Source organism: Micromonospora sp. LH3U1 (assembly GCF_028475105.1).
Taxonomy (GTDB): Bacteria; Actinomycetota; Actinomycetes; order Mycobacteriales; family Micromonosporaceae; genus Micromonospora.
In genome coordinates, this window is the sequence record NZ_CP116936.1 from 690422 (window position 1) to 714656 (window position 24235).

At 70.0% G+C, this 24235-nt stretch carries 21 protein-coding genes, 1 tRNA gene and 1 pseudogene; 13 read left to right on the forward strand and 10 right to left on the reverse strand.

Annotated elements, in window-relative coordinates; genetic code table 11:
* The first annotated feature begins 31 nt into the window (after positions 1-31).
* The 10 genes from PCA76_RS03215 (at position 32) to PCA76_RS03260 (ending at position 13766) form a co-directional block, all read left to right on the forward strand.
* Positions 32-1201, forward strand: a complete 1170-nt coding sequence (locus tag PCA76_RS03215) for an ATP-grasp domain-containing protein (protein ID WP_272615171.1) — start codon at positions 32-34, stop codon at positions 1199-1201.
* On the forward strand, positions 1198-2823 hold the full coding sequence (locus PCA76_RS03220; RefSeq protein ID WP_272615174.1) for an IucA/IucC family siderophore biosynthesis protein: 1626 nt from the start codon (positions 1198-1200) through the stop codon (positions 2821-2823). The genes PCA76_RS03215 and PCA76_RS03220 overlap by 4 nt, the downstream gene beginning before the upstream one ends.
* Positions 2820-4418: an IucA/IucC family protein gene (locus PCA76_RS03225; RefSeq protein WP_272615175.1), complete on the forward strand. Its 1599-nt coding sequence runs from the start codon at positions 2820-2822 to the stop codon at positions 4416-4418. Before PCA76_RS03220 ends, PCA76_RS03225 begins: the two co-directional genes overlap by 4 nt.
* Positions 4415-5569 carry an alanine racemase gene (locus tag PCA76_RS03230; protein ID WP_272615177.1) on the forward strand — a complete coding sequence of 385 codons (1155 nt, stop codon included), beginning with the start codon at positions 4415-4417 and terminating at the stop codon, positions 5567-5569. Before PCA76_RS03225 ends, PCA76_RS03230 begins: the two co-directional genes overlap by 4 nt.
* Positions 5570-5899: 330 nt before the next feature.
* Complete coding sequence (locus tag PCA76_RS03235) at positions 5900-7201, forward strand: cellulose binding domain-containing protein (RefSeq protein ID WP_272615179.1); 1302 nt, start codon at positions 5900-5902, stop codon at positions 7199-7201.
* Positions 7202-7525: 324 nt separating this feature from the next.
* Complete coding sequence (locus tag PCA76_RS03240; protein ID WP_272615181.1) at positions 7526-8587, forward strand: CapA family protein; 1062 nt, start codon at positions 7526-7528, stop codon at positions 8585-8587.
* Between the two features lie 149 nt (positions 8588-8736).
* Positions 8737-10941 carry a HAMP domain-containing protein gene (locus PCA76_RS03245; RefSeq protein ID WP_272615182.1) on the forward strand — a complete coding sequence of 735 codons (2205 nt, stop codon included), beginning with the start codon at positions 8737-8739 and terminating at the stop codon, positions 10939-10941.
* 1 nt (position 10942) lies between these two features.
* A complete protein-coding gene (pgsB, locus tag PCA76_RS03250) occupies positions 10943-12220 on the forward strand; it encodes a poly-gamma-glutamate synthase PgsB (RefSeq protein ID WP_272615183.1) in 1278 nt (425 codons plus the stop codon).
* The gene (locus tag PCA76_RS03255; protein WP_272615184.1) at positions 12217-12702 is read left to right on the forward strand and encodes a poly-gamma-glutamate biosynthesis protein PgsC/CapC; all 486 of its coding nucleotides are present in this window, start codon (positions 12217-12219) and stop codon (positions 12700-12702) included. The genes pgsB and PCA76_RS03255 overlap by 4 nt, the downstream gene beginning before the upstream one ends.
* Positions 12703-12728: 26 nt before the next feature.
* Positions 12729-13766, forward strand: a complete 1038-nt coding sequence (locus PCA76_RS03260; protein WP_272615185.1) for an NlpC/P60 family protein — start codon at positions 12729-12731, stop codon at positions 13764-13766.
* Between the two features lie 14 nt (positions 13767-13780).
* Here PCA76_RS03260 and PCA76_RS03265 read toward each other — a convergent pair whose 3' ends face one another.
* From PCA76_RS03265 to PCA76_RS03300, 8 genes and pseudogenes are all read right to left on the reverse strand, one after another.
* Positions 13781-14599, reverse strand: coding sequence for a hypothetical protein (locus PCA76_RS03265; protein WP_272615186.1), 819 nt, complete (start codon positions 14597-14599; stop codon positions 13781-13783).
* A 150-nt stretch (positions 14600-14749) separates the two neighbouring features.
* Positions 14750-16234: a mannitol dehydrogenase family protein gene (locus PCA76_RS03270; RefSeq protein WP_272615187.1), complete on the reverse strand. Its 1485-nt coding sequence runs from the start codon at positions 16232-16234 to the stop codon at positions 14750-14752.
* The gene (locus tag PCA76_RS03275; protein WP_272615188.1) at positions 16231-17166 is read right to left on the reverse strand and encodes a PfkB family carbohydrate kinase; all 936 of its coding nucleotides are present in this window, start codon (positions 17164-17166) and stop codon (positions 16231-16233) included. The genes PCA76_RS03270 and PCA76_RS03275 overlap by 4 nt, the downstream gene beginning before the upstream one ends.
* Positions 17163-17714, reverse strand: coding sequence for an SIS domain-containing protein (locus PCA76_RS03280; protein ID WP_272615189.1), 552 nt, complete (start codon positions 17712-17714; stop codon positions 17163-17165). Before PCA76_RS03280 ends, PCA76_RS03275 begins: the two co-directional genes overlap by 4 nt.
* A complete protein-coding gene (locus PCA76_RS03285; protein WP_272615190.1) occupies positions 17672-18319 on the reverse strand; it encodes an orotidine 5'-phosphate decarboxylase / HUMPS family protein in 648 nt (215 codons plus the stop codon). Before PCA76_RS03285 ends, PCA76_RS03280 begins: the two co-directional genes overlap by 43 nt.
* Positions 18316-19038: pseudogene (locus PCA76_RS03290) on the reverse strand (ATP-binding cassette domain-containing protein); the annotation flags it as partial. The pseudogene PCA76_RS03290 and the gene PCA76_RS03285, both read right to left, overlap by 4 nt.
* 43 nt (positions 19039-19081) lie before the next feature.
* Complete coding sequence (locus tag PCA76_RS03295; RefSeq protein ID WP_272615194.1) at positions 19082-20110, reverse strand: ABC transporter permease; 1029 nt, start codon at positions 20108-20110, stop codon at positions 19082-19084.
* 38 nt (positions 20111-20148) lie between these two features.
* The gene (locus PCA76_RS03300) at positions 20149-21138 is read right to left on the reverse strand and encodes an ABC transporter substrate-binding protein (protein ID WP_272615195.1); all 990 of its coding nucleotides are present in this window, start codon (positions 21136-21138) and stop codon (positions 20149-20151) included.
* A gap of 270 nt (positions 21139-21408) precedes the next feature.
* On the opposite strand from PCA76_RS03300, the gene PCA76_RS03305 reads away from it, so the two are divergent.
* The 3 genes from PCA76_RS03305 to PCA76_RS03315 all read left to right on the forward strand — a co-directional run bounded on the left by PCA76_RS03305 (position 21409) and on the right by PCA76_RS03315 (position 23450).
* Positions 21409-22455, forward strand: a complete 1047-nt coding sequence (locus tag PCA76_RS03305) for a LacI family DNA-binding transcriptional regulator (RefSeq protein ID WP_272615196.1) — start codon at positions 21409-21411, stop codon at positions 22453-22455.
* Positions 22436-23086: a nucleoside/nucleotide kinase family protein gene (locus tag PCA76_RS03310; protein WP_272615197.1), complete on the forward strand. Its 651-nt coding sequence runs from the start codon at positions 22436-22438 to the stop codon at positions 23084-23086. Before PCA76_RS03305 ends, PCA76_RS03310 begins: the two co-directional genes overlap by 20 nt.
* Positions 23087-23374: 288 nt before the next feature.
* A tRNA-Arg gene (locus PCA76_RS03315) sits at positions 23375-23450 on the forward strand.
* Positions 23451-23471: 21 nt separating this feature from the next.
* Here PCA76_RS03315 and PCA76_RS03320 read toward each other — a convergent pair.
* Together PCA76_RS03320 and PCA76_RS03325 are read right to left on the reverse strand one after the other, a co-directional pair.
* The gene (locus PCA76_RS03320; RefSeq protein WP_272615198.1) at positions 23472-23645 is read right to left on the reverse strand and encodes a hypothetical protein; all 174 of its coding nucleotides are present in this window, start codon (positions 23643-23645) and stop codon (positions 23472-23474) included.
* 16 nt (positions 23646-23661) lie between these two features.
* Positions 23662-24093 carry a tyrosine-type recombinase/integrase gene (locus tag PCA76_RS03325; protein ID WP_272615199.1) on the reverse strand — a complete coding sequence of 144 codons (432 nt, stop codon included), beginning with the start codon at positions 24091-24093 and terminating at the stop codon, positions 23662-23664.
* Between the last annotated feature and the right edge of the window lie 142 nt (positions 24094-24235).

Sequence of the window (24235 nt, forward strand, 5' to 3'; positions counted from 1 at the left end):
CACGACAATCGTCGTAGTCGAGGGAGTCGGTATGCGGCTGTACCTGACCGCGCTCAACCCCACCGACGCCGTCCTGGAAGGGTTTCTCCCAGCGGCGGCGGCGCTCGGGCTCTCGACCACCGTGCTGACCGACCGACCCGCGGAATGGCCGGCGGACGCGCCGGTGGTGCGGTGCGCGGTCCGGGACGCGGCTGCGGTGGTCGCGGCGACGGCACCAACCCGACCGGTGGCGCTACTGTCCAACAGCGACCATCTCCAGGAGGCCACCGCGATCGCCGCACGCAAGCTCGGCCTGCCCGGCAAGGACCCCGACGCCGCCCGTCTCTGCAAGGACAAGGCCGCGGCCCGCCGGGCGATCGCGGCTGCGGGGCTCGATCTGGTACGCACCATCACCCTCGACCCCGGTGTCGCACCGGAGGTGCCGGTCGGGATGTTCCCGGCGGTGGTGAAGCCCCGCGAGGGGGTGGCCAGCGAGGACGCGTACCTGGTGACCGATCATCCCGAACTGGTCGCCCGGGTCACCGAGATCCGCGGCCGGCGACCGGACGTGGCCCTGGTGGTCGAGGAGTATCTCGCCGGGGAGTTGCGGACCTTCGAAACCCTCGGCGACGGCACGGCGCTGGCCTCCCTGGGCGGGTGGCGCACCGGCCTCGGCCCGCCACCGACCTTCACCGAGGAGAGCCTCGCCTGGTCACCCCCGACCGAGCAGGCGAGCACCCAGTTGCGGGCCCGGCTCGACGCGCTCGGGGTCGGCTTCGGCGCCTGCCACACCGAGTACGTCATCTCCGACGGCAGGGTCCGCCTGATCGAGGTGAACTATCGCCTCATCGGCGACCGGATGGACCTGATCCTCGCCGAACTGCTCGGCGTGCCGTTGTTCGAGTACGTCATCCGGCTGCACCTCGGCGAGCCGTTGGCCGCCCTCGCCCTGCCCGCCACCGTGGACAGGTATGCCCAGGTCGATTACGTCTGCGCGGACCGGTCAGGGCGGCTCGCCGCCGCACCGGGCCGGCTGGACACCGTCCACGGCGATGTCCGGCTGGGTTGCCATCCGTTGCGTGCGCTGGGCCACACCGCCGACCACACCGGGACGAACCGCGACTACCTCGCCGTGCTGCACGCGGTCGGCCCCGACCAGGGCATCGTCCGGCAGTCGCTGGCAGCCTTCCGCAGCGGCCTCCAGTGGACCATCGTCGAGTGAGCGACGACTGCGAGCGGGAGGTGTTCGCCCGGGTGCTCGACGCCCTGCTGCGCGAGGATCACCTCGGTCTGCTCAGCGCCGGCCAATCCGACGGGCCCGACTGGTGGCAGGTGCCGCATCACGCCGGCCTGCTGCGCATCCCGGTTCGGGTGGACGGCCTCCAGCAGGCCCTGCGCAGCGCCGCGCCGATGGTGCTGCTGCTCGACAACGACGGCACCCACCGTACGGACACCCTGGAAGGGCTGTTGACACTGCTCACCCCGCACGGCAACGCCGAGGCCGAGGCTGGTTGGCGGGACTTCGGCGCCGAGTGCCGCGCCGACCTCCGCGCCCGGCGGCTCGCAGCCCGAAACCAGCCACGGGTGTTCGCCGAGGTGGCCGCCGAACGTGCGATCACCCCGACCGGTCTTCCGGCGGCGCTCCTGGACGACGTGCTCGCCGCCCACCACGGCCATCCGGTCTACCCCACCGACCGGTGCCGGCACGGTCTCAGTGACGACGAACTGCTCCGGTACGCCCCGGAGCACGCCCCGCGTCTCACGCTGCGGTGGTACACCGCCTCCGCCGAGAACGTCCGGCTCGCGGGCGAACTTCCGGCCTGGTGGCCCCGCGCACAGCGACCGGATCAGCTGTTGCTCCCGGTGCATCCGATCACCGCGGCACGCGACGCGCTACCGGTGACGGACCTGCCGGTGCTCACCGCGCGGCCCACCCTCTCCATGCGGACGGTGGCGCTCGACGACGACCCGTACGTGCACCTCAAGCTGCCGCTGCCGACCGCGAGCCTCGGCGCCCGCAACCGCCGTACGTTGCACCCGGGTTCGCTCGCCGACGGGGCGGCCGTCGCCGGGCTGCTCGACCGGATCGCCAGTGCGGAACCCGCCTTCGCCGGTCGGATCCGGCACGCTGACGAGAGCACCTGGGCGCACGTCGACGGCGACGAGCGGCGCAGCTTCCTGCTGCGCCGATTCCCCCGCGACCTGGCTGGCGTCCACGTGGTGCCGGTCGCCGCCCTCGCCGCGGCCGACCCGGTCGCGGGCACCGTCCTCGAACGGATCAGCCCCGAGCGGCCCGAAGCGCTGCTGGAGTCCTACCTGGACCTGCTGCTCGACTGGCACGTCTTCCTCTGGCTGCGCCACGGGATCGCCCTCGAGGCGCACCCGCAGAACATCCACCTGCTGGTGCACCCCGACGGTACGGTCGGCCTGCTCTACAAGGACAACGACGGCGCCCGACTCGACACGCGCCACGGTGGCCCGGGCGGGCTCGCCCTCGACGACGACCGGATGTGGGCACGCGATCCACAGGAACTGGCCGACGTGTTCATCACCATCACCCTGCACCTGGCCGCCGCCGCACCCCTGGTCGCCCTGGCCGCCCGAGGGCTGCCCGTGCCGTCACCCGCCGAAGCGCTGGCGCCCCGGCTCGCCGCCGCCCGGGACCGTTGGGGCGACGGACCGGCGGTACGAACCTTCACCGAGCGGGTCCTGCGGGCCGCCCACCTGCCCATCAAGGCGATGCTCACCGCCGGCACCCTGCTACCCAAACAGCGGCTGGGCTGCGCCGACATCAACAAGTACTACCTGCGTACCGGCCCGAACTACCTCCGGGAGACACGATGACGAGCGCGCAGGTGTGCTCCCGGCCGGCCACCGACACCGGCCAGCTCGCCGACCTGGCCGCCGCCCACGCCATCTTCGGCTGCCTGATCCGGGAACTCGCCCTGCCGGACGGCACCCCGACCGTGGTCGACGGCGCCGCACGGCTGCTGCTGCGGCACCTCGGCGTCACCGTGCGCTGTGTCGTCACGCGAGCCTCCCCGCTCTGTGCGCACCGCTACGCCGGCCCCGTGCAGCGGATGACCGACGACGGACGGTGGGATGACCTGGACGCGGACGGGCTGGCCTGTCTTGTCGCGGCGGAACTCACCACCCGTACCGGCCTCGCGAACGACGAGTTCATCGAGCAGGTCCGGGCCAGCCGGGACACCGTGGCCCGGCTGCTGGCCGACCGGCCGGCCGAGGATCCGACCCCCACCGGCGAGCCCGCCATCGACGCGTACGTCGACTCCGAACAGTCCCTGGTGTTCGGCCACCCGCACCACCCCACTCCGAAGTGGCGCAGCGGTGACCCGGACAGCTGGCGGGCGTACGCGCCGGAGCTGCGCACGTCGTTCCGGCTGCACTGGCTCGCCGTACCGGACGATCTGATCGCCGGCGACGGGCCGTTCGATCCGCTCGTGGCCGCCCTCGACCCGCCGCGCCCCCCGCACGGTCACCGCGTCCTGCCGGTGCATCCCTGGCAGCTGTCGCTCATCCCACCGACGCACCCGAGGCTGCGCGACCTGGGGGAGGCCGGTGTGCCGGTACGGCCGACGGCGAGCGTCCGCACCCTCTACGCACCGGACGCCGACCTGTTCGTCAAGACCAGTCTGCACGTACGGATCACCAACTGCCTCCGCAAGAACGCCCGGTACGAACTCACCGGCGCGGTGGCCCTGACCGACCTGCTGGCCCGGGTGCCGATGCCGGACGGGGTCGGGCTGCTCGCCGAGCCCGCCTACCGCACGGTCGACGTTCCCGGCCCGGACGAGGCGTACGGGACGATCCTGCGCAGCGGGCTCCGCCCGCACCTGCGTCCCGGTGACACCCCGATCCTGGCGGCGGCGCTGGCCGCCGCACCACTGGTCACAGCGGATCCGGTGGCCTGGTGGCGTGCGTACGTCGGGTTGCTGGTGCCGGCGGTGCTGCGCTGTTGGCTCAGCCACGGCGTCGTACACGAGGCGCACCTGCAGAACGTGGTCGTCGTGCTCGACCGCGACCGCCGCCCGGTACGACTGCTGTTACGCGATCTGGAAGGGGTGAAGCTCGACACCGATCGGTGGACCACCTGGCCGGACGGTGTCCCAGCGCAGGTCCGCTACGGCCCCCACGACGCCCGCCGCCGGATCGTCTACTGCCTGTTCGTCAACAACCTCGGTGGCATCTGCGGGGCCCTTGCCGACGCGCGACCGGGCATCGAGCAGCGGCTGTGGCAGGAGCTGAGGGCCGTCATCGAGGCGGTGGCCGCCGACCTCGACGACCCGCCCGAGTTGCGCGCGCTGCTGAACGGCGAGCCCCTGGTGGCCAAGGCGAACCTCCTGGTCCGCTGGCGGCGTGACGCGGACCGGGCAGCACCGTTCGTGCCGGTGCCCAACCCGATGGGCGGGCCACGGTGACGCGACCCGTGTACGTCCACGACCTCGACGCGCTGACCGCGCACGCCCGAGCCATCCGGGCGGCGTTGCCCCGGCAGGTCGAGCTGCTCTACGCGGTCAAGGCCAACCCGGATCCCGGCGTGCTGCGTACCCTCGCCCCGGTCGTCGACGGGTTCGAGGCGGCCAGCCGTGGCGAGCTGCGGAGGCTGGCCGAGGTTCTGCCGGGGCATGCTCCGGCCGCGTACGCCGGGCCGGGCAAGACCGACGAGGACCTCGCCGCCGCCCTCGCCGCCGGGGTGCACCGCATCCACGTCGAATCGCCCGCCGAGCTTCGGCGACTCGGCGCGCTGGCCGCAGCCTCCGGTGCGCCGGCCCAGGTGCTGCTGCGCGTGAACCTGCCGGTCGACGCGCCCGGGGCGAGCCTGGTCATGGGCGGCGGACCCAGCCCGTTCGGCATGGACCCGGCCGACGCGATCGAGTGCGCCCGCCGCCCGCCCGCCGGCATCGACGTACGTGGAATCCACGCCCACCTGGCCAGCGGACTGGACGCCCCACTCGCCGCCACGGTCGCCGATGCCGTGGTCCGCTGGGCAGTCGCCGAGATCGGTGCCGTCGAGGTCGATGTCGGCGGAGGCATGGCCGTCGACTACACCGACCCGGCGGCACGATTCGACTGGACGGGCTACGGCCGGGCACTGGCGGACGTCCTCGACGCGTACCCGGGCGTGCGGCTGCGCATCGAGCCGGGCCGGTCGGTCACCGCCTACTGCGGGGCGTACCTCACCGAGGTCATCGACGTGAAGCGCTCCTACGGCGAGTGGTTCGTCGTGGTGGCCGGCGGCACCCACCACCTGCGCACACCGGCGGCGAAGGGGCACGCACAGCCGTTCCGCGTGCACCGGCGGCGCGGCCTCGACGGCCCGCGCACCGACGGAGGACCGGTCACCGTGGTCGGGCAGCTCTGCACCCCGAAGGACGTACTGTCCCGGTCGGCCAGCGCCGGGCCGATCGGCGTGGGTGACGTGCTGGCCTTCGCCATGGCCGGGGCGTACGCCTGGAACATCAGCCACCGCGACTTCCTGCTGCACGAGCCGCCGCTGTTTCGCACCGGTGACCCGGACGCGTTCGCTGCCGAGTGGGCGGCTCCGCCGGCTGCTGCCAAGCCCTCCTGAAGGGCCGATCTGGATCGGCGTGTTATCGATAACATGCTATCTTTGGCGCGGGAGCGAAGGGCACGCTCCAGGTCACCTCAGCCAGCCGGCGAAGGCATGCCAAGGGCGCGTTCCTGGCGCCGCCTTCCCGGTCGGTGACCAGTCCGGGCCACTCCGTCGACGCCAGGCGACCCCAGATGGTCGCCGGACGACTCCGCCCCGGCCCCATGCCCTGCTCCTGACACCCCGCCGCAGGCAGTCCGGTGCGACCCGTCCCTCGGTCCGATGGACCGAGCGCGATCGACGACGCAGTACCACCGGCACGAGACGCCCACGGCAAGGAGTCAAGCAATGCTGAAACGTAGGCATCTATTACCGACCATCGCAGCGGCGGCGGTTCTCCTCGCGGCCACCGGCGGCGCGCTGAGTGGCAGCTTCCGCGGAGCGGCGGTGGCGGCGACAAACGGCACCCTCGCGGCGACCGCCGGCTGCGGCAAGGCCCCCACCCTGACCAGCGGGACGCGCACGATCCAGAGCAGCGGACAGAGTCGCACCTACAACCTGCGGATCCCGGACGGGTACGACCGGAATCACCCCTACCGACTGATCTTCGGATTCCACTGGTTGAACGGCTCGGCCAACAACGTCACCTCGGCCGGCTACTACGGGCTCCAACCGCTGTCGAACAACAGCACCATCTTCGTCGCGCCCCAGGGCCTCAACGCCGGTTGGGCCAACACCAACGGCCGGGACCTGACGCTCTTCGACGACATCTCCGGGCAGATCGAGAACGACCTTTGCGTCGACACGACCCAGCGCTTCGCCCTGGGCTGGAGCTATGGCGGAGCAATGAGCTACGCGGTGGCGTGCGCCCGGCCCACCGTCATCCGCGCGGTCACCGTCCTGTCCGGGGCGAACCTCAGCGGATGTAACGGCGGCACCCAGCCGGTCGCCTACTTCGGCATCCACGGCATCTACGACAGCGTGCTGAACATCTCCCAGGGTCGGCAGATCCGCGACACGTTCGTCAGGAACAACGGCTGCACCGCGCAGAGCCCGCGCGAGCCGAGCCGGGGCAGCCTCACCCACATCACCACCGCCTACTCGGGATGCCGAGCCGGGTACCCGGTGCAGTGGGCGGCGTTCGATGGTGACCACACCCCCAGCCCGGTCGACGGGTCTTCGAGCCCCAACGACTCCCGGACGTGGACGTCCGGTGAGATCTGGCGGTTCTTCAGTCAGTTCGAGTCCACCCCGCCCCCCACGACCCCGCCGCCGACCACCCCACCGCCGACCACCCCGCCCCCCACGACTCCGCCGCCGACCACTCCGCCGCCCACCGGTGAGCCGGGCACCTGCGCCGCCACCTACCGGGCGATCAACAGCTGGCCCGGCGGCTTCCAGGGTGAGGTGACCGTAGCCAACAACACCACTACGGCACTCACTGGCTGGACCGTGGGACTGACCCTGGCGAGTGGCCAGGCCATCAGCAGCCTCTGGAGCGGAACCAACACGGGCACCACCGGTAACGTCACCGTCAAGAACGCTGCCTACAACGGCACAGTGAACCCGAACGCCTCGACCACGTTCGGGTTCACCGCCACTGGCAACGGCGCCACCCCACCCAGCAACGTCACCTGCACCAGCCCCTGAGCGTGGCAGAAACCGGGCCCGGAGCCAGTTGGCTCTGGGCCCGCGGGTGACTGAGGAGTCAGCTCGCTTCCGTGGCCGGGCCACGACAGCCGGGTGTCACGGCCATGGAAAGGGCGCAAGTGTGGCTCCGGCGGCCAAGGGCCCTTGCGAACGTACTAGCCTGGCGCGGTGGCGAGCAATTCTCACTCGGGTGGGCGTGGGCTCTCGGGCCCGGTGCGGGCGGTTGTCAGCAGTGTGACCGTTGTGGTGGCCGCGTTGGGCGCCATCTATGCCCTCGGGCCCTGGTCTGCGGGAGCGCACCCGTCGGGTGGTGTCCCCCGTCCGGTGGGCGCTCCCGTGAAGGTCGACGGCCGTACCGTTTCCGTGCTCGGTGCGGGCGACATCCTCGTTCACCCCGAGCTGTGGGACCAGGCCCGGCGGGACGGCGGTGGTCAGCTGGATTTCGAGCCGATGCTGGCTCCGGTGCGTCAGGCCGTCAGCGGTGCCGACCTGGCCCTGTGCCACCTGGAAACTCCGCTCGCCCCGCCGGGAGGCCCCTACATCGGCTTCCCCAAATTCAGCGTCCCCCGCGAGGTGGTGCAGGCCATCAAGAGCGCCGGATACGACGGCTGCTCGACCGCGTCGAACCACAGCATCGACCAGGGGCAGGACGGCATCAAGCGGACTCTCGACGAGCTCGACCAGGCAGGCCTCGGGCACACCGGCACCTACCGGACGAAGCGAGAGTCCGACGTTCCCAAGATCTACCAGGCCAAAAACGTGAAGATCGGCCACCTCAGCTACACCAAGAGCTTCAACGGCCTGCGCCCGCCGGCTGGTAAGGAATGGGTGGCGAATCTGATCGACGTGGAGGCAGTCCGGCGCGATGCCGCAGCGTCCCGGAAGGCCGGCGCCGAGATCGTCGTGGTCAGCCTGCACTGGGGCACGGAGTACGAGCACGAGCCCGACGTCGACCAGCAGACCTGGGCGCGCCAGGTCGCCGCCATCGAGGACGTGGACGTTGTCTTCGGGCACCACGCGCACGTCGTGCAGCCGATTGAGCGGATCGGCGACACCTGGATCGTCTACGGCATGGGCAATCAGATCGCCCGGCACGCCGAGCCGCTGAACGTGAACCGGGACGGCGCGATGGTCCGATTCACCTTCGGCCCGGCACCGGAGACGAAGAGGTGGAAGGTGGTGGCTGTTGAGGCGCTTCCGACCTTCGTTGACCTGAATCCGGAGATCCGCTTGGTGGATCTTGAGCAGCGGTTGGCTGATCCGACACTCTCTCCCGGTCGGCGCAGGATCTACGAGGCGGCCGTCGAGCGGATCCAGGGAAACCTGCTGACCAGGGCGGCGGACTCGGCGGGCCTCGTGGTGCGCGGGATCGCCCCGCCTCGCTAGCCGACGGCGTCCCGCCAGCGGCGGCCGAATATCGCCGGCCGCCATCCATCAAACTCTTTGCTAGCATCTCGCGGCGACCGCCTGCCGGTCGACAGGTCAGGCGGTCGCCGCGAGATCTGGCGGGGCTGCACCGGGGAAGGTTGTCGTTCATGTCAGGCAGGTCGGCGCCGCTCGCCTTGCGGGACTTCGATGCGGGGTCCGTCGAAGATCAGAGACAACTGGTGGCCTGGCGGCTGCGGGCCTTGGATCAGCAGTTGCCGGCGGCGGCGTTCCCGGCCGGGACGAGCGCGCCGTCCCTGGTCTTCCTCTGGACCACGATGTTCGTGGTCGCCGTGGCCGTCCTGGGCTTCGCGCTCAACGAGCAGCGCGGTGTGCTGCCGGCCGTGGTCGACTCGCAGCGCGACGTCGTGACGAAGCTGGCCAGCGGCCTGCAGCTCGACGCCGGCCGCACCATGGCTGAACTGGAGCGCTTGGTGTCGGCGCGGGGGAACGCGACCGACGCGGAACTGCTGGCTCGGGTGGTCGGCGACGGCACCGGGACCAGCGGCGCGGCGGTCGTGGAGACGACGTCCCGGCAGACCCTGGCCGTCAAGGGTGCAGCGCCGCCCATGGACCTGCTGCCACCGGTGCTTCCGACCGATCATGTCTTCGCGGTCACCACGGCGGACGGCCCGCTACTGGTGTATCCCACCGTTCTGGACGGCACGCGGGTCGTCCTGGCGACGCGGCCCGTCACCATGCGCAACCTGCGGCTGAACCCGGACGCGGGACACGGCGTCCACATGCTCACGGCCGACGGCCGCAGCAGCCTCATGCAGGGAGCGAACACGGTCGACCCCACTCACCTGCCGAGGGTCTTCGAGGGGTTGTCCGGGGCCGACTCGCGACAGAGCCGTGAAATCGTGGTCAAGGAGTGGGCGGATCGCCGGCTGCTGGTCTCGTCCGCGCCGGTCGGCAACACCGGGCTCGTGGTCGTCTCCCTGCTCAAAACGGAGGTCAGCGAGGGGACCTCGGGTGTCGGCGGGATCCTGCTCGGGGCCAGCCTGCTGGCCACCTCCCTGGCCAGCTTCGTGCTCATGCGCAAGTCGTTGGTCCGCCCGGTGCGGGCACTGCTCAGCCAGGCCAGGGCCGATGCCTGCGGAGCCCAGACGCCGCACCGCGCTCCGATGCGGATCCGCGAGGCCCACCGGATCGCGCGGGCGCTGGCGCTGACCTCCGGCGATCAATTCCCGTCAGCCAATCGGTGGCGGCCGACTGTGCTCCAAGGACTGACCGTCGCCGTCGTGGTCGCACTGCTCTGGCCGGCGGCGGCCACGACTGTCGCGTTCCTGGCCGCCGAACCGACGGTCCCCCTCCAGCTGGTACGGGACGAGGAGAGCCGGGCCGAGGAGGCCAGCAGCGCCCTCGGCAACCTGCTCAACGACGGGCTGGCGACGGCCACCCGTGTCTCCCTGGCGGTCGACGTGCGAGACGTGGCGAAAACCAGGCGGATTCTCGACCGGGAACTTGGCGATGAGCGCCGGTTCCGGGCGCTCTACCTGGTGGATCGGGACGGAAAGTTGGTGACCGGGGCCGGCCGGGAACCGCTACGTACCGTCGAGCCGGTACCAGGCGAGGTGGGCGTCCACCTCGACGACGCGGTGGACCGGCTGCCGGTGGTGTACGCCGTCAACCAGCTCGACGACGGCCACGCGGTGATCGGGGAGTTCGACCCCGACCGCCTCCTCGGTCTGGTCCGCCGGGTGGACGGTCGGGTCCGGGTCGTCGACGCGGAGCTGCGCACGATCCTGGACTCCGAGGGCTTCCAGGTCTTCCAACCGCTACAGGGCGACCTGGCGCGGGACGTCGCCGTCGAGGTCTTGCCGGGCACGACCTCCGGCCGGTCGACCACCGCGGACGGAAAGCCCGCGCTGATCGCCGGCACTGGTCTGACCACGCCGACGACGGTCGCGCACCTCGAGTGGGCCGTCGTGGTCGAACAGGACGTCGCGGCCCTGCGCCTGCCGGCGTCGGTCGAGCGGCGCTGGACGCTGTTGCTGGCAGGCGCGGTGCTGGGCATCATCCTGCTCACGCACGTCTGGCAGCTCTACATCTTCGTCCGGCCGCTGCGGCGTCTCGCGTCCTTCTCCGACCGGATGAGCGAGGGGAAGCTCGACCTGCCGGTGCCGCCGCAACGCCATGACGACATCGGCGCGATCGCGATGTGCACGGAGATCTGCCGCCAGGTTCGCCACACCGGGTCCGTTCGGTTCGGCGGGGCGCTGCGCCTGCGCGGTGCCGGAACCGACCGCACCACGGTTCTGCCGCGTGTCCGGCGAACTGCGGGGGCTCATAGCCGGGCGACGAAGGGCTGACATGTTCTACCTCTACACCGTCTACAGCCTCTGCTGCCTCGCGCTCGTGGTGGCGGGGGTGATCGAGCAGCGCAACCACTACCGCAACCTCAACACCATCCCGCACCGGGTGCTGGTCAACGGGATCCGGGGCAAGAGCTCAATCACCCGGCTCTGTGCCGGCGCGCTGCGCGGCGGCGGGAAGGTGGTGGTGGCGAAGACCACCGGCACCGCCGCCCGGTTCATCTTTCCCGACGCCAGCGAGGAACCGGTGCACCGCAAGTTCGGGATCGCCAACGTCGTTGAGCAGATCGGCATCGTCCGGCGGGCCGCCGTCTACCACCCGGATTCCCTGGTGATCGAGTGCATGGCGGTGATGCCGGCGCTTCAGGAGATCAACCAGAGCAAACTGATCCGGTCGAACCTCGGGGTGTTGTGCAACGTCCGGGAGGACCACCTCGCCGAGATGGGCCCCACCCTCGACGACGTCGCGCGGTCGCTGAGCAGGTCGATGCCCGAGGGCGGCATCTGTATAACCGCCGAGAAGGACAGGCTGTCGATCCTGGAGCAGGAGGCCGCCAAGCGGAACTGCCGGCTGATTGCGGTGGACCCGGAGTCGGTGACGGATCAGGAGATGGCCGGCTTTGGGTGGATCACGTTCAAGGAAAATGTGGCCATCGCGCTCGCCGTCGCCGCTGAGCTCGGGGTTGACCGGCGCAGCGCGCTGACGGGTATGTGGTCGGCGCCGCCCGATCCCGGGGTGCTGTCGGTCGCCCGGGTCCTGCACGGCAGCCAGCGGGTCCGGTTCGCCAACATCTTCGCGGCCAACGACCCGGAGTCGACGTACATGAACATCGAACAGCTTGAGAAGCAGCAGCTGATCGGCCGGCCGTTGTCAATGGTGATCAACTGCCGGCCAGACCGGATGGAGCGGAATGGACAGATGGGTACGCTCGCCGGTCGGGTGCAGCCCCAGAGCGTCGTGCTGATCGGTGAGATGACCCGCAGCGCCCGGGTCAACGTGCCTGCGGAGCTGCAGAACCGGGTTGTCGACCTGGGAGGCAAGCTCCCGCCGGAGCGGCTGCTCGCCGAAGTCATGGCTGCGGCGGGGGAGAACGCGTCCGTGGTGGCCGTTGGCAACATCCACGGACAGGGCGAGGTGCTGTTGCACGAACTGGCCGCGCTGCCGAGCTGGGAGCCGCAGGACGGCGCCCGCGGCGAGTCGATGCTCCGGACGCAGACGTCGCCCGGTTTCGAAGTGGACGGCAAGACCGTCTTCCTGGATTGGAGCCGTCGGTGACGTTCGGAGGAGAACTGAGTGCACAGCTCGCTACCGCCTGCCTCGGCATCGGCCTGGTCTTCGCGCTGCTCTGCTACCTGACCACCAACCTGTCGCCCGGCGGCATGATCACACCTGGTTGGATCGCGCTGGCACTGATCGAGGACCCGTTGCAGGCCGGGGTGATCGTCGTGATGACCGTCGTCACCTACGGCCTCACCCAGCTGATGCAGCGGATGGTGATCCTCTACGGCAAGCGCCTCTTCGCCGCGATCGTGCTGCTCAGCGTCTTCCTCCAGCTGACGCTTTTTGTGATCGTCCAGCGTGACCTGCCGCTGCTCTTCGCGCACCAGACCCTGGGCTTCGTGGCACCGGGGCTGATCGCGTACCAACTCGTGCGGCAGCCGCCGAAGGCCACCGTACTGGCCACTCTGATGGTCACCGCCATCACCTACGGCGTAGCTTTCAGCGGCGTCGTGGCCGGCTTCGTGCCGGTCACCTGACTGAGGTCCATCTACGAAGGATCGGCATGAACTACCGAACCTATTCCCGTACCCAGGCGATGCTGATGACCGTCGCCGCCTTCACACTTCTGGCGGGTGGCAGCACCTTCACTTACGTGGCCATTCGCCACGCCGCCCCCGAGCCGGTCGAGCTCAGTCTGGGCGAGCAAGCCTTGGTCAGCACGACCGCCGGCAACAGTTACCGCCGGTTGACCAGCCCGGACCGGACCCAGATGCTCGATGCGGAGGGTCAGACGGTCGCGATCATGACCGATGGTGCCCGCACGGTGCACATTGCCGGCCCACGACGCACCTTCGCCGAGCCACGGTTCACGAAGGCGAAGGTGGAAGCCGATCTCTGGGTGCGGCTCGCCCCGAAGGAGTGGCGGGCGGGCGCGGAGAAGGAGAAGTGGTTCGTCGACTGGCTGGCGAAGGCCCGCAAGGACCGTTCACCGGATGTGCTGGCGGTGGCACGGGAGTACACGTACGTGGCGCAGTCGAAGAAGGACTCCGAGGGTCGTCAGTACTCCGGCGATGCGGCCTTCGGGCCGCTGTCGGACAAGGACCCGGACGGGCGCGCGGAGAACTCGGACTTCTACGACTACCTCGGATTGCCGTGGACGTTCCCCGACAAGAAGGAAAAGCCCTCCGCGTCGCACATCCGGAGCCTGGACTGCTCGGGCTTCCTGCGGATGGTCTACGGCTACCGGCTCGGCTACCCCCTGCGCGGCACCAACACCGCCGGCCCGGGTCTGCCCCGCCGCGCGTTCGCGATGGCCGCCGTGGGACCGGGCGCTCTGCTGATGCCGAACACCGGCAAGCGGGCGCGGGAACTCGACCGGCTGCTCCCCGGTGACCTGCTCTTCTTCAACGCCGGCCCGGTGCAGGGCGCCAACATCGAGCACTCCGGCATGTACCTCGGCGTGGACGACCGGGGGCACCACCGGTTCGTCTCCAGCCGTACCACCGCCAACGGGCCGACCATGGGCGACCTCGGCGGCGAGTCCATCCTGGACGGTACGGGCTACTGGGCGCTGCGCTGGCGGACCGCCCGCCGAATCTGACGCGGCCGGCGGGGTCAGACCGAGGTGAGCTGCTCCGCCAGCGCGGCCGCCACCCGGTCCCTAGCCTCCCCGTCCTGCCGGATGGACCAGCTCAGCTCCAGGTGCACGAAGGCGCTCTCCAGCTCGGCGGTGGCGAGGCCCTGTTCGTTGCGCTTCCCCTCCAGTTGACCGCACCGGTTGACCCACGCCTGGCAGACCTTCAGGCCGGCCTCCGAGAGGCCGCTGGCGATCCGTCGGGCGACCGGGCGCACCGGGGCCGAGCCGGTCGACACCACGGCATCAGAGGACGGCAGGTTCCGGTCGGCGAAGCCGTGCAGTTGGACCTGGTCGAGGCCGTTCTCGGCGAACTCGACCGCGAGGGCGTGGAACAGGGATTTGTTGTTGTGCGCCACGTCGGCATCGCCGTTCCCGGCCTCCCGATGGGCACCGGCGATGAGAAGTACGCTGGCGGGCACCTGGCGGTGCAGCGACAGCCCCAGCTTGTCCGTGTTGATGTCAAACCCCGGATGCGGTACCTCGATCACCGTGCGTGGCGTCGCGCTGCGGTCCACCAGTACGGCACCCCACGCCCGGTCGTCGGAGCCAGTGGCGAGGTAGAGGCTGAACGGCCTGCCGGTCGCTGGGTCGGCCCCGTGGTGGGTGTCCAGGCCCAACGCCTCGAAGAGCGGATCCACGTCGGCGGTGGTGCTCCGATCGTCGAGCAAGGCGCGCGCCGCCTGCCGGGCCGCTGCGCGTTCCCTGGCGTCCGGGTCGCGGTAGCGGTCCTCGGGAGACATCCCCTGAACCAGTTCGCCGATCAGGAACTCCGGATTCGGGCCGGGCTGCCGAGGCACCGGAGGGGCGTCGGTACACGCCCCCGCGCCGAGGAGCACGACGGTTGCCGCCGCCAACACCTTCCGGCGGTTCGGACTCGCGCTCGGAACCGATCTTCGCACCCGTGCAGGTTAACGGACCCTCGCGCCTGCGCCGCCAGCCGACCTCGCTCAGGAAGAAGGTGCTGCCACGATCTGCCGGAGGGCGGCCCGGACGCCGTCGGCACGGATCAGCCGCAAGGCCTCGGTATAGGCCTCGACGAACCGGGCGGACTGCGCGAGGGTGCCGAACAGCGACCGGTCCTCGATGAACGCGGTGGGGTTGTCGCCGTTGTGTCGGGCGGTCGCCATGAGACGGTCCCGGCGCGGATCCACCACCTCGATGGGCCGGCCCTGCTCGTCGACGCCCTCGGCGTACCGGGCCCAGGCCGCCACGACCGCGGCGGAGATGCCCACCGGTCCGCCGCTGTTCAGCTGTGCCGTGACCACCGGCAGCAGGAACTTCGGGATGCGGTCCGAGGTGTCAGCGCAGATGCGGGTCAGCGGATCGCTCATCTCCGGGTTCGAGAAGCGCTCGATCACGGTGCGGCCGTAGGCGCGGAAATCGACCCCGGGGATGGGCTTGAGGGTCGGCACCGCCTCCTCGTCGACGTAACGCAGCAGCATCGCTCGGACGTCCGGATCGGTGATGGCCTCGTGCACATACTGGTGTCCGAGCAGGAAACCGAAGTAGCACAACGCCTGGTGAGTGCCGTTGGCCAGCCGCAGCTTCATCAGTTCGTAGGGTTCGACGTCCGCCACGATGTCAACGCCGACGTCCTCCAACGGGGGGCGGCCGGCGACGAACGTGTCCTCCAGCACCCACTGGTGGAACGGCTCACAGGTGACCGGCCACCGGTCCCGGTAGCCGTAGGTGCGCTCCAGGTAGGCGCGGTCGACGTCCAGGGTCGCCGGCGTCACCCGGTCGACCATCGAGTTCGGGAAGGAGAGCTCCTGCTCCATCCAGCGGGCCAGTTCGGGGTCCTTCATGCGGGCGAAGCCGAGGAACGCGGTGCGGGACACGGCACCGTTCTCCTGGATGTTGTCGCAGGACATGATGGTCAGTCCGCCCGCACCGCGGTCGCGCCGCAGGCGCATCGCCTGGAGCACCAACCCGAAGGGCGTTCCGTTCGGCACCTCAGCGCGCAGATCCGATTGAATCTCCGCGGATTCCCCGGTGAACTCGCCGGTCACCTGGTCGATGCCGTAGCCGCCCTCGGTGATGGTCAGCGACACCACGCGGGTTGCCGGGTCGGCGATCCGCTGTGCGACGCCAGCCGGGTCCTCCGGGGCGTACCGGACGTCGAGGAGCGAACCGATCACGCGGTTGCGCCGGTTGCCGTCGGGTTCCTTCACCGTCAACGTGTAGAGGTGGTCCTGGGCGGCGAGCCGGTCCCGGCCACCCTCGTCGGCGGGTCGGACGCCCACGCCGTGGATCGCCCAGTCCGTGGCCTGGCCGCGGCGCATCAGCTGGTCCAGGTACATCGCCTGGTGCGAGCGGTGGAAGTGCCCCACACCGAAGTGCACTATCCCGCCGCGCAGCGCCGTCCGGTCGTACCGGGGCGCGTCCACCCCGGCGGGCAGCGCGGCGAGGGTGGCGTTGCTCAGTTGCTTCATCGCTCTTCCCGTTCTGTGAGCCGCAGGGCGGCCAGGTTTCCGCCGGAGATCCGGCAGACGTCGGCCGCGAGGTCCATCGCCTCGCGGGCCAGGTCGCTCCACTGGGATGTGTCCAGGTCGATCCCGTACTCGGCAAATCCGCAGACCAGTCGGGCGAGCGTCGCATCTCCCGCGCCCATCGTGTCGACGACCGGCCCGAGCCGTACCGGCACCGGCGCGGTCGCGACCACCCCGTCCGCGGTGTGCACGGAGACTCCGTCGGCGGCCCTGGTCAACACGACCGCCCGCACGCCCGAGCGCAGCAGGTCGGCCACGAACTCCGCCGGGTCACCGACGTCCAGGCCCGCGATGTCCTGCAAGCTCAGTTTGACCACGTCGGCGACGTGGGCGAGCTGGCGGAATCCCGACCGGTACGCCGGCACGTCCCGGACCAGTGAGGGCCGCACGTTGGGGTCGACCACGAAGGTCCGTCCGGTTCGGCGGACGACATCGACGAGCGCCGCCACCTGGTCGGGGTCGTGCATCGGGAACGAGTTGACCACCACGACGGAGCCGGCGGCGATGGCCGCGACGTCCCCCGGGGTGTACGAGTAGCGCCGTTCGTGGATCGCGGCGGAGAACTCGTAGACCGGCTCGGCGGCCACCCGTCGGGAGATCGCCGTCCCGGTCGGCAGCGAACAGGCGAGCGGCACCAGGGTGACGCCCGCGTCGGCGATCGCGTTCCGTAGCCACCCGCCGAGGTGATCGGCGGAGACCGGTGCCGCCAGCACCGCCGCCGTCCCGAGCCGCCGTACGCCGACGGCGAGGTTGAGCCCCGCACCGCCCGGATGACGGGTGCGGGTCCCGTCCGCGTACTCGATGATGTCGACCAACGCGTCGCCCACCACGACCACGCCGGGGGCCGGCGACCTGGGCCCTACTGGCGTCGTCATTGCAGGTTGGTGTGGTTGTAGCTCATCGTGACGTCCGGGTCGGGCAGCGTTCGCATCAGCTCCAGCACGACGGAGTCGAGCAGGATCAGCGCCGACTGCTCGAACAGCGTCCCGCCGAACTGCTGGCTGGTGGCCGCGGGGAGCACGATCGAGGAGTCCGCCAGGTCCCGCAGCGGGCTCTCCCGCTGGTGGGTGACCAGCAGCACCCGCGCGCCTTGCGACTTGGCGATCCGCGCGAAACCGACGCTGACCGGCGTACGCCCGCTGCCCGACACGATCACCAACGTGTCGCCGGAGCGCACCGACGGTGCGGTGGCCTCGCCGACGAAGTGCGACGCCAGGCCGAGGTGCATGAAACGCATCGCCGCCATCTGCGCGGCGAGCCCGGATCGGCCCTGCCCGGAGAGGAACAGCCGACCGCTCGTCACCTGGTCGAAGCCGGCGACGAACCGGTCGTACTCGTCGGCCGGCAGCCCGGAGAGGACCGACCTCAGTTCGGTGCCGCTCAGATGCCAGGAGTCAACGCGTCGACCTGGGTCCTGATCCATGCCGCTTCTCCTTCCGGGTCGGTGGCCTCGGTGACGCCGGAGCCGATCACCACGATCTCGGGGGCCACGGCGAGGGCACGGGCCAGGTTGGCGCGTCGGATCCCGCCGGCCAGGGAGACCAGGAACCCGCGCTGCCGCCGCTGGGCCACCCGGTCGATGTGGTCCTCGGTCCCGACGCCGGCCCGCCTGGCGTCCGACGGGGCGTGCAGGGCCAGCCAGACGTCCTGCGGCGGGCGCCCGTCGAGCAACGGTTCGACGTCCAGGTCACCGTCGAGGATGGTGTCCAGCACCACCTCTCCTCCGTACCGCCGGGCGACCTCGTCGGCGTTGCGGCGGGTGGCGAGCGAGGCGTGCGCGAGCACCGTCATCATGGCGGCCCCGGCGGCGAAGATCATTTCGGCCTCGAACGCCCCGCCGTCCGCCGTCTTGGTGTCGGCGAGCACCGGCTTGCCGCCACCCAGTTCCCGTACGGTGCTGATGGCGGCGAGCCCGAAGCGCTTGAGCACGGGCGTGCCGACCTCGATGACGTCGAAGTATCGACCAACGCGTGGGATGAGTGCGAGGTGCTCCGGTGCGTCGATGGCGAGTTGCAGTCTCACGGTCATGTCGTGGGCCCCGTCCCGGTGGCTTGCAGTCCGGTGATCACCTTCAGCAGCGAGTCGGGGGTGAAGGAGGACGTCGGCTCGTCGGCGACCACCCGGCCGAGCCGCAGTACGACGATCCGGTCGGTGACCTGGAGTACGTGCGGGAGCGTGTGGGAGATGAAGACGACGCCCAGGCCACGTTCCCGCGCCCCCGCGACCACCTTCAGCACCTCGCCCGACTGTCGCGCGCCGAGGTGGTTGGTCGGCTCGTCCAGGACGATCACCTTGCGGGCCCAGGCGACGGCGCGGCCGATGGCCACGGCCTGCCGCTGCCCACCGGAGAGCTGGTTCACGTTCCGGCGTACTCCGGTCAGGCCAATTCCGGCCCGTTCCAGTTCCTCGTGCGCGACGCGGGCCATGGCCTTGTTGTCGAGAAACCCGAGCTTGCCGAGCAGCCCCGACCGCAGCTTCTCCCGACCGAGGAACACGTTGCCGCTGACCGTCAGGTCGGGGCAGAGGCCGGAGTCCTGGTACAACGTCTCGATGCCCGCCTCAAGCGCCTCGTGCGGCGACTTCCACGCCCGCGCCTCGCCGTCGAGGTAGACGCTTCCGGAGTCCGGCTGGTGTGCGCCGGAGAGCACCTTCACCAGGGTCGACTTGCCGGCCCCGTTGTCGCCGACCAGTCCGACGATCTCGCCGGCCCGGATGGAGAGGTCGACGTCGGTCAACGCCTGCACGCTGCCGTAGGACTTGGTGACCCCGCGGGCCTCGTAGATGGGCGCGTCAGCCACGGCCAGCTCCCTTCCTGGTACGAACGTTGATCTGCTGGACTCCGACCGCCACGGCGATCAGGAGGCCGATGACCACCTGCTGCCAGTTCGGCGCGACGCCGATGAGGATCAGGCCGCTCAGCACCGCGGTCGTGATGAGCGCGCCGAGCACGGTGCCGGACATCCGGCCGCTGCCGCCGATCAGGCTGGTGCCACCGATCACGGCCGCCGCGATCGCGGCCAGCTCCTGGCCCTGCCCGGAGGTGGGCGAGCCCGAACCGAGCCGGAAGTAGACGAAGAGACCGGCCAGGCCGGCCATCAGCCCGGCCAGCATGTAGACCTTCAGCAGGTGCCGGTCGACGCCGATCCCGGCGCCCCGGGCGGCGAAGCCGTTGGAGCCCACCGCGTACGTCCAGCGACCGAACCGGGTGAAGCTGAGCACCAGCCAGGCGACCGCCAGGACGGCGAAGACGATGACCAGTGGGATGGTCAGCAGGTTCAGGTACTGCGTGTTGCCGAGCCGGATCACCTCGGCCGGGCCGCCGGCGACCTGGACCCCACCGGTGAGCACCAGGGTCAGGCCGGCCCCGGCGCCCATGGTCGCCAGCGTGGCGATGAACGGTGCCAGCTTGGCCCGGGTGATGAGCAGTCCGTTGACCAGGCCGACCGCGAGACCGGTGGCCAGGGCCACCACTACGCCGACGGCGATCGTCGCGCCGGTGGCGGTGCCGCCCTCGTTCAGGGATCTCATCGTCATGGCGGCGGCGACGCCGCTCAGCCCGAGCGTCGACCCCACCGACAGGTCGATGCCGCCGGTGATGATGACGTACGTCTGCCCGATCGCCAGCAACATGACAGGCGCCCAGTCCTGCAGGATGTTGGCGAAGGCGAAGCGGGTGAAGAAGAGCGGGTTCATCGTCGTGAAGAAGGCCACCATGACGACCAGCACGCCGAGCAGGATCACGTCCTGCCGCAGTAGTACCGCCCTCAGGCGCGCGCCTCGGGTTTCAGTCGCGTCCTGCTGCATCGTGTCGGCCGTCATGGCAGTCCCTCCTCGTGACGATTCGCCGCTGTTGCCGATTACTTGGCCGGGTACTGGTACTGCTCTGTCTCGGCCAGGTTGTCGCTGGTCATCACCACGTTCGCCATCACGACGTTCTTCTCGATCTTGTCGACGTTCTGGTTACGGATCGTGTCCACCAGGTTCTGCAGCGCGAGTGCGGCCTGGTCGCCGGGCTTCTGCGCGACGAGGGCGCTGAAGGCTCCGGCCTTCAGGTCGGCCACCTGGTTCTCGTAGGCGTCGTAGCCGATGAGCTTGACCTGGCCGGGCTTGCCCGCGTTGCGCAGCGCGGCGACGGTGCCGGTGCCGGACGTTCCGTCCACGGCGAAGATGCCCTTGAGGTTCGGGTGCTTCAGCAGGATCGTGTTGACGGCGGAGGTAGCCTTGGCCGGCTGGCTGTTGGCGTACTCCTTGCCGACGAGCGTGATGTCCGGGTAGTTCTTCAGCTCCTCGGTGAAGCCCTTCTCCCGCAGCTGGTTGGTGGTCGCCGTCGGCGAGCCAGACATCAGGAAGACCTCACCGGACTTGCCGATCTGCTCGGCCAGGGTCTTGGCCGCCTGTCGTCCACCCTCAACGTTGTCGCCGGTGATGGCCGAGGTGAGGTAGCTCTGGTCGGTGACCGTGGTGTCGACGGTCACGACCGGGATCTTGGCCGACTGCGCCTTGGTGACGCTGGGCTGGAGCGCGTCCGGATCAGTGGGGACGAGGACGAGCCCGTCCACCCGCTGGGTGAGCATCGAGTCGACGAACGGGAGCTGCGACTGGGGCGAGTACTCGTCCGGCGCTCCCTGCCACAGCAGCTTGATGCCCAGCTCCTTGGCCTTCGCCTCAGCACCGATCTGCATCGCCTTGAAGAACGGGTCGGAGGCGATGCCCGGGACGAACCCGATGGTCAGCTGCTTCCCGTCGCCACCGTCGTTCGCGGTCGAGTCGTCGCCGCAGGCGGCCATCGAGAAGGCGAGGGCGCCGGCCATGGTTACGCCGATAACTGTCCGGAGGGTTCTCTTCATGCCATGTGCTCCTTTGTCGGTTGATCTGGCCGACCGCAGGGAGTTCGGCCCCCCTTGTCCATGCGGGCCGGACTGAGCCGTCGGATAGCGCCCCCACCAGCACTTCTCTTCTGCGCAACCGCTTGCGCGCCGAGATGATGGCGGAACTCTATCCACGCGCAACCGCTTGCGCAAGGGCTTGCGCTTGGCTAGATTGAGGCTCCTCGCAGTAAGCCGGCATCCGCAGGACCGGTAGCCGCACGGAGAAGAGGCAGAGCGCGAGTGGCAACGATGGCAGAGGTCGCACGGATCGCCGGGGTGTCGACGACGACCGTGTCGCATGTGCTCAACAAGACCCGGAAGGTCGCCCCGGAAACCGAGGAACTCGTCCGCAAGGCGCTGGAGTCGACCGGGTACCGACACAACCTCGCAGCCCGAGCCCTGGCCACCCGGTCGACGGACACCATCGGGCTGGCGATGTCCGTGGTCACCAACCCGTACTTCGCCGCGCTCATCCGGGACATCGAGCGGCACCTGCGCCGGGCCGGGTACACCCTGATCCTGGCCGACACCAACGACGACCCCGAGGTCGAGTTGGACGTGATCAACCACCTGCTGGCGCGGCGGGTGAGTGGGCTCATCGTGAATCCACTCGAAGGCAACGAGGAACTAACCCAGTGCCTGCGAAAGCTGCTTGACGACGAGTTGCCGACCATCTTCCTCGACCGCCGGTCGACCCTGCCGGGCGATCAGGTGTACTCCGAGTGCGTGGACTCGATCCACCACCTCACGGCCCACCTTGCGACGCAGGGACATCACCGGATCGGCTACGTCAGCGGCGCCATGAAGGAGATGTCCGCCCAGGACCGGCTCACCGGGTACCACAAGGCCGTAGCGGAGCTGGGGTTGGCGACCGATCCGGGCCTCGTCATCGCCGGTGAGTCCGACGAACACGTCGCGGAGCAGCGTCTCGTAGAACACCTCGCCTCGGACGAACCCGCCACCGCCCTGGTCGTCTCGAACAACCAGATGACTCTCGGGGCGATGCGAGCCATCCGCCGTGCCGGACTGAAGGTGCCCCGGGACATCGCCGTGATCTGCTACGACGACTTCGAGTGGGCCGACCTGTTCGATCCCCAGATCTCGGCGATGGCGCAGGACGCCGCCAGTCTTGCGTCGAGCGCCGTCGAGCTTCTGCTCGCCCGGATCCGGCAACCAGACCGCCCGCCGCAGTCCGTGGTGGTGCCGGCCACCTTCCGGCACCGAGACTCGTGCGGCTGCGGACGCGAGAAGCACCAGGAACACGGGAACGTGGAAAATGTCCAGGCCACCCGCTGAGACGCTCACGCTCGCCGGACTCGCCGACCGCGCCCGGGCGTTGTCGGCGGGATCCGACCGGACGCTCATCGGGATCGTCGGACCACCCGGTGCCGGCAAGAGCACCGTGGCGGAGGCCCTCGTACATCAGCTCGGTTCGGACGCCGTCCTGGTCCCGATGGACGGCTTCCACCTGAGCAACGAGGTTCTCGAAACGCTGGGACGCCGGGACCGCAAGGGCGCTCCGGACACCTTCGACGCGGACGGCTACATCGCTCTCCTCCGCCGGCTGCGCCAACAGGTCGACGAGATCGTCTACGCTCCGGCGTTCCGGCGCGACATCGAGGAACCGATCGGTTCGAGCACCCCGGTGCCCCGGGCGACACCGATCGTGGTCACCGAGGGCAATTACCTGCTGCTCGACACGCAGCCGTGGAAGCTCATCCGCGACCTTCTCGACAGCACCTGGTACCTGGAGGTGGACGAGACCGTACGCCTCGAACGGCTCATCGCCCGCCACGTCGCCTTCGGAAAGGCCCCCGACGCGGCCCGAGCCTGGGCCGAGGGCAGCGATCAGGCCAACGCGGCCACCATCGCCGAATCGAGCCGGTACGCCGACCTGCTGCTCCGCCTCGCGCCGACCGCCACCTGACGACGCGTCATCCTGCGTAGGGCCTCCAGCCGAGGTAGTGCCCAGGACCAACAGGTCGGATTATCGGGGCTGGGCAGCCGAGGCATCCCTCGCTCTCCAGCGGATGCCAATTAGGGTCAACCGGTACCAACGCGGGCCACTGCGGCCAACCGCCGGTCGCAAACATGGGTTTGTGTGTTCGGGTTTTGGTCCTGGGCTGGGAGAACAGGGGCCCGGGTGATGTGGGCCAACGTGGGCCACTCCCTGCCACCCCAGGTGTACGCCCAGGTCGCTAGACTAGGCCCTCGCGCCCCCGTAGCTCAGGGGATAGAGCATCGGTTTCCTAAACCGTGTGTCGCAGGTTCGAATCCTGCCGGGGGCACCAGGTCACAGCCTTGATCACCGATCACTGTTCCGTCTTCCGGGGCTTGCGTGCCCGCTGCGTGCCCGATCGCTTCGCCACCTTCGCCCTGCTCGCGTCCAGGTACTGAGCGACCTCCGCGTCCCGGCCGTCGACGGCACGGGCGTAGTGGCGAGTCGTCACGCTGGCATTGGCGTGCCCGAGACGACGAGCTGCCACCAGGACGCCGTGTGAGTCAGCGACCCAACTCGCGTGCGTGGCCCGAAGGTCGTGAGGCGTCACGTCGACCAAGCCCAGCCGAGCGCACCGCCACCAGGAAGCGGCGGCGGAAGCCGTGGTAGCTCTGCTGCCGGTCGGCGGTGTGCGCCTGGTGCCCGGGGAAGACGAACACGTCCGGCCCGTCAGGCAGCGTCGCAAGGCGCTCCCGGAGCAGCTGCACGACGAACGCCGGCACGGCCAGCTCCCGCCGTTGATGGTTCTTCGGGGTATCGATGACCGGACCACCGGGCACCTGCGGCATCGCCTCGGCGACGGTCAACCGACCCGAGCTGACGTCAATGTGACGACGGCGCAGCGCGAGGGCTTCCCCGATCCGCAGCCCGCCGTCGGATAGGTCACCGGCCCACCGCGCCACGCCGCTGTCTCGACGGGGTGGGCGTTCGGGCACCGGCCGTCGTGGCTGCGGTTCGGCTGGTGGCCGGTCCTCTCGCGCTACCGGCGGATGGTTCAGCCGTCGATCTTCGGTCCCTGCTTGCAGTGACCCTCCGCCAGGCACACGAAGCGATATCTGAGTTTGACGAGGTATTCGG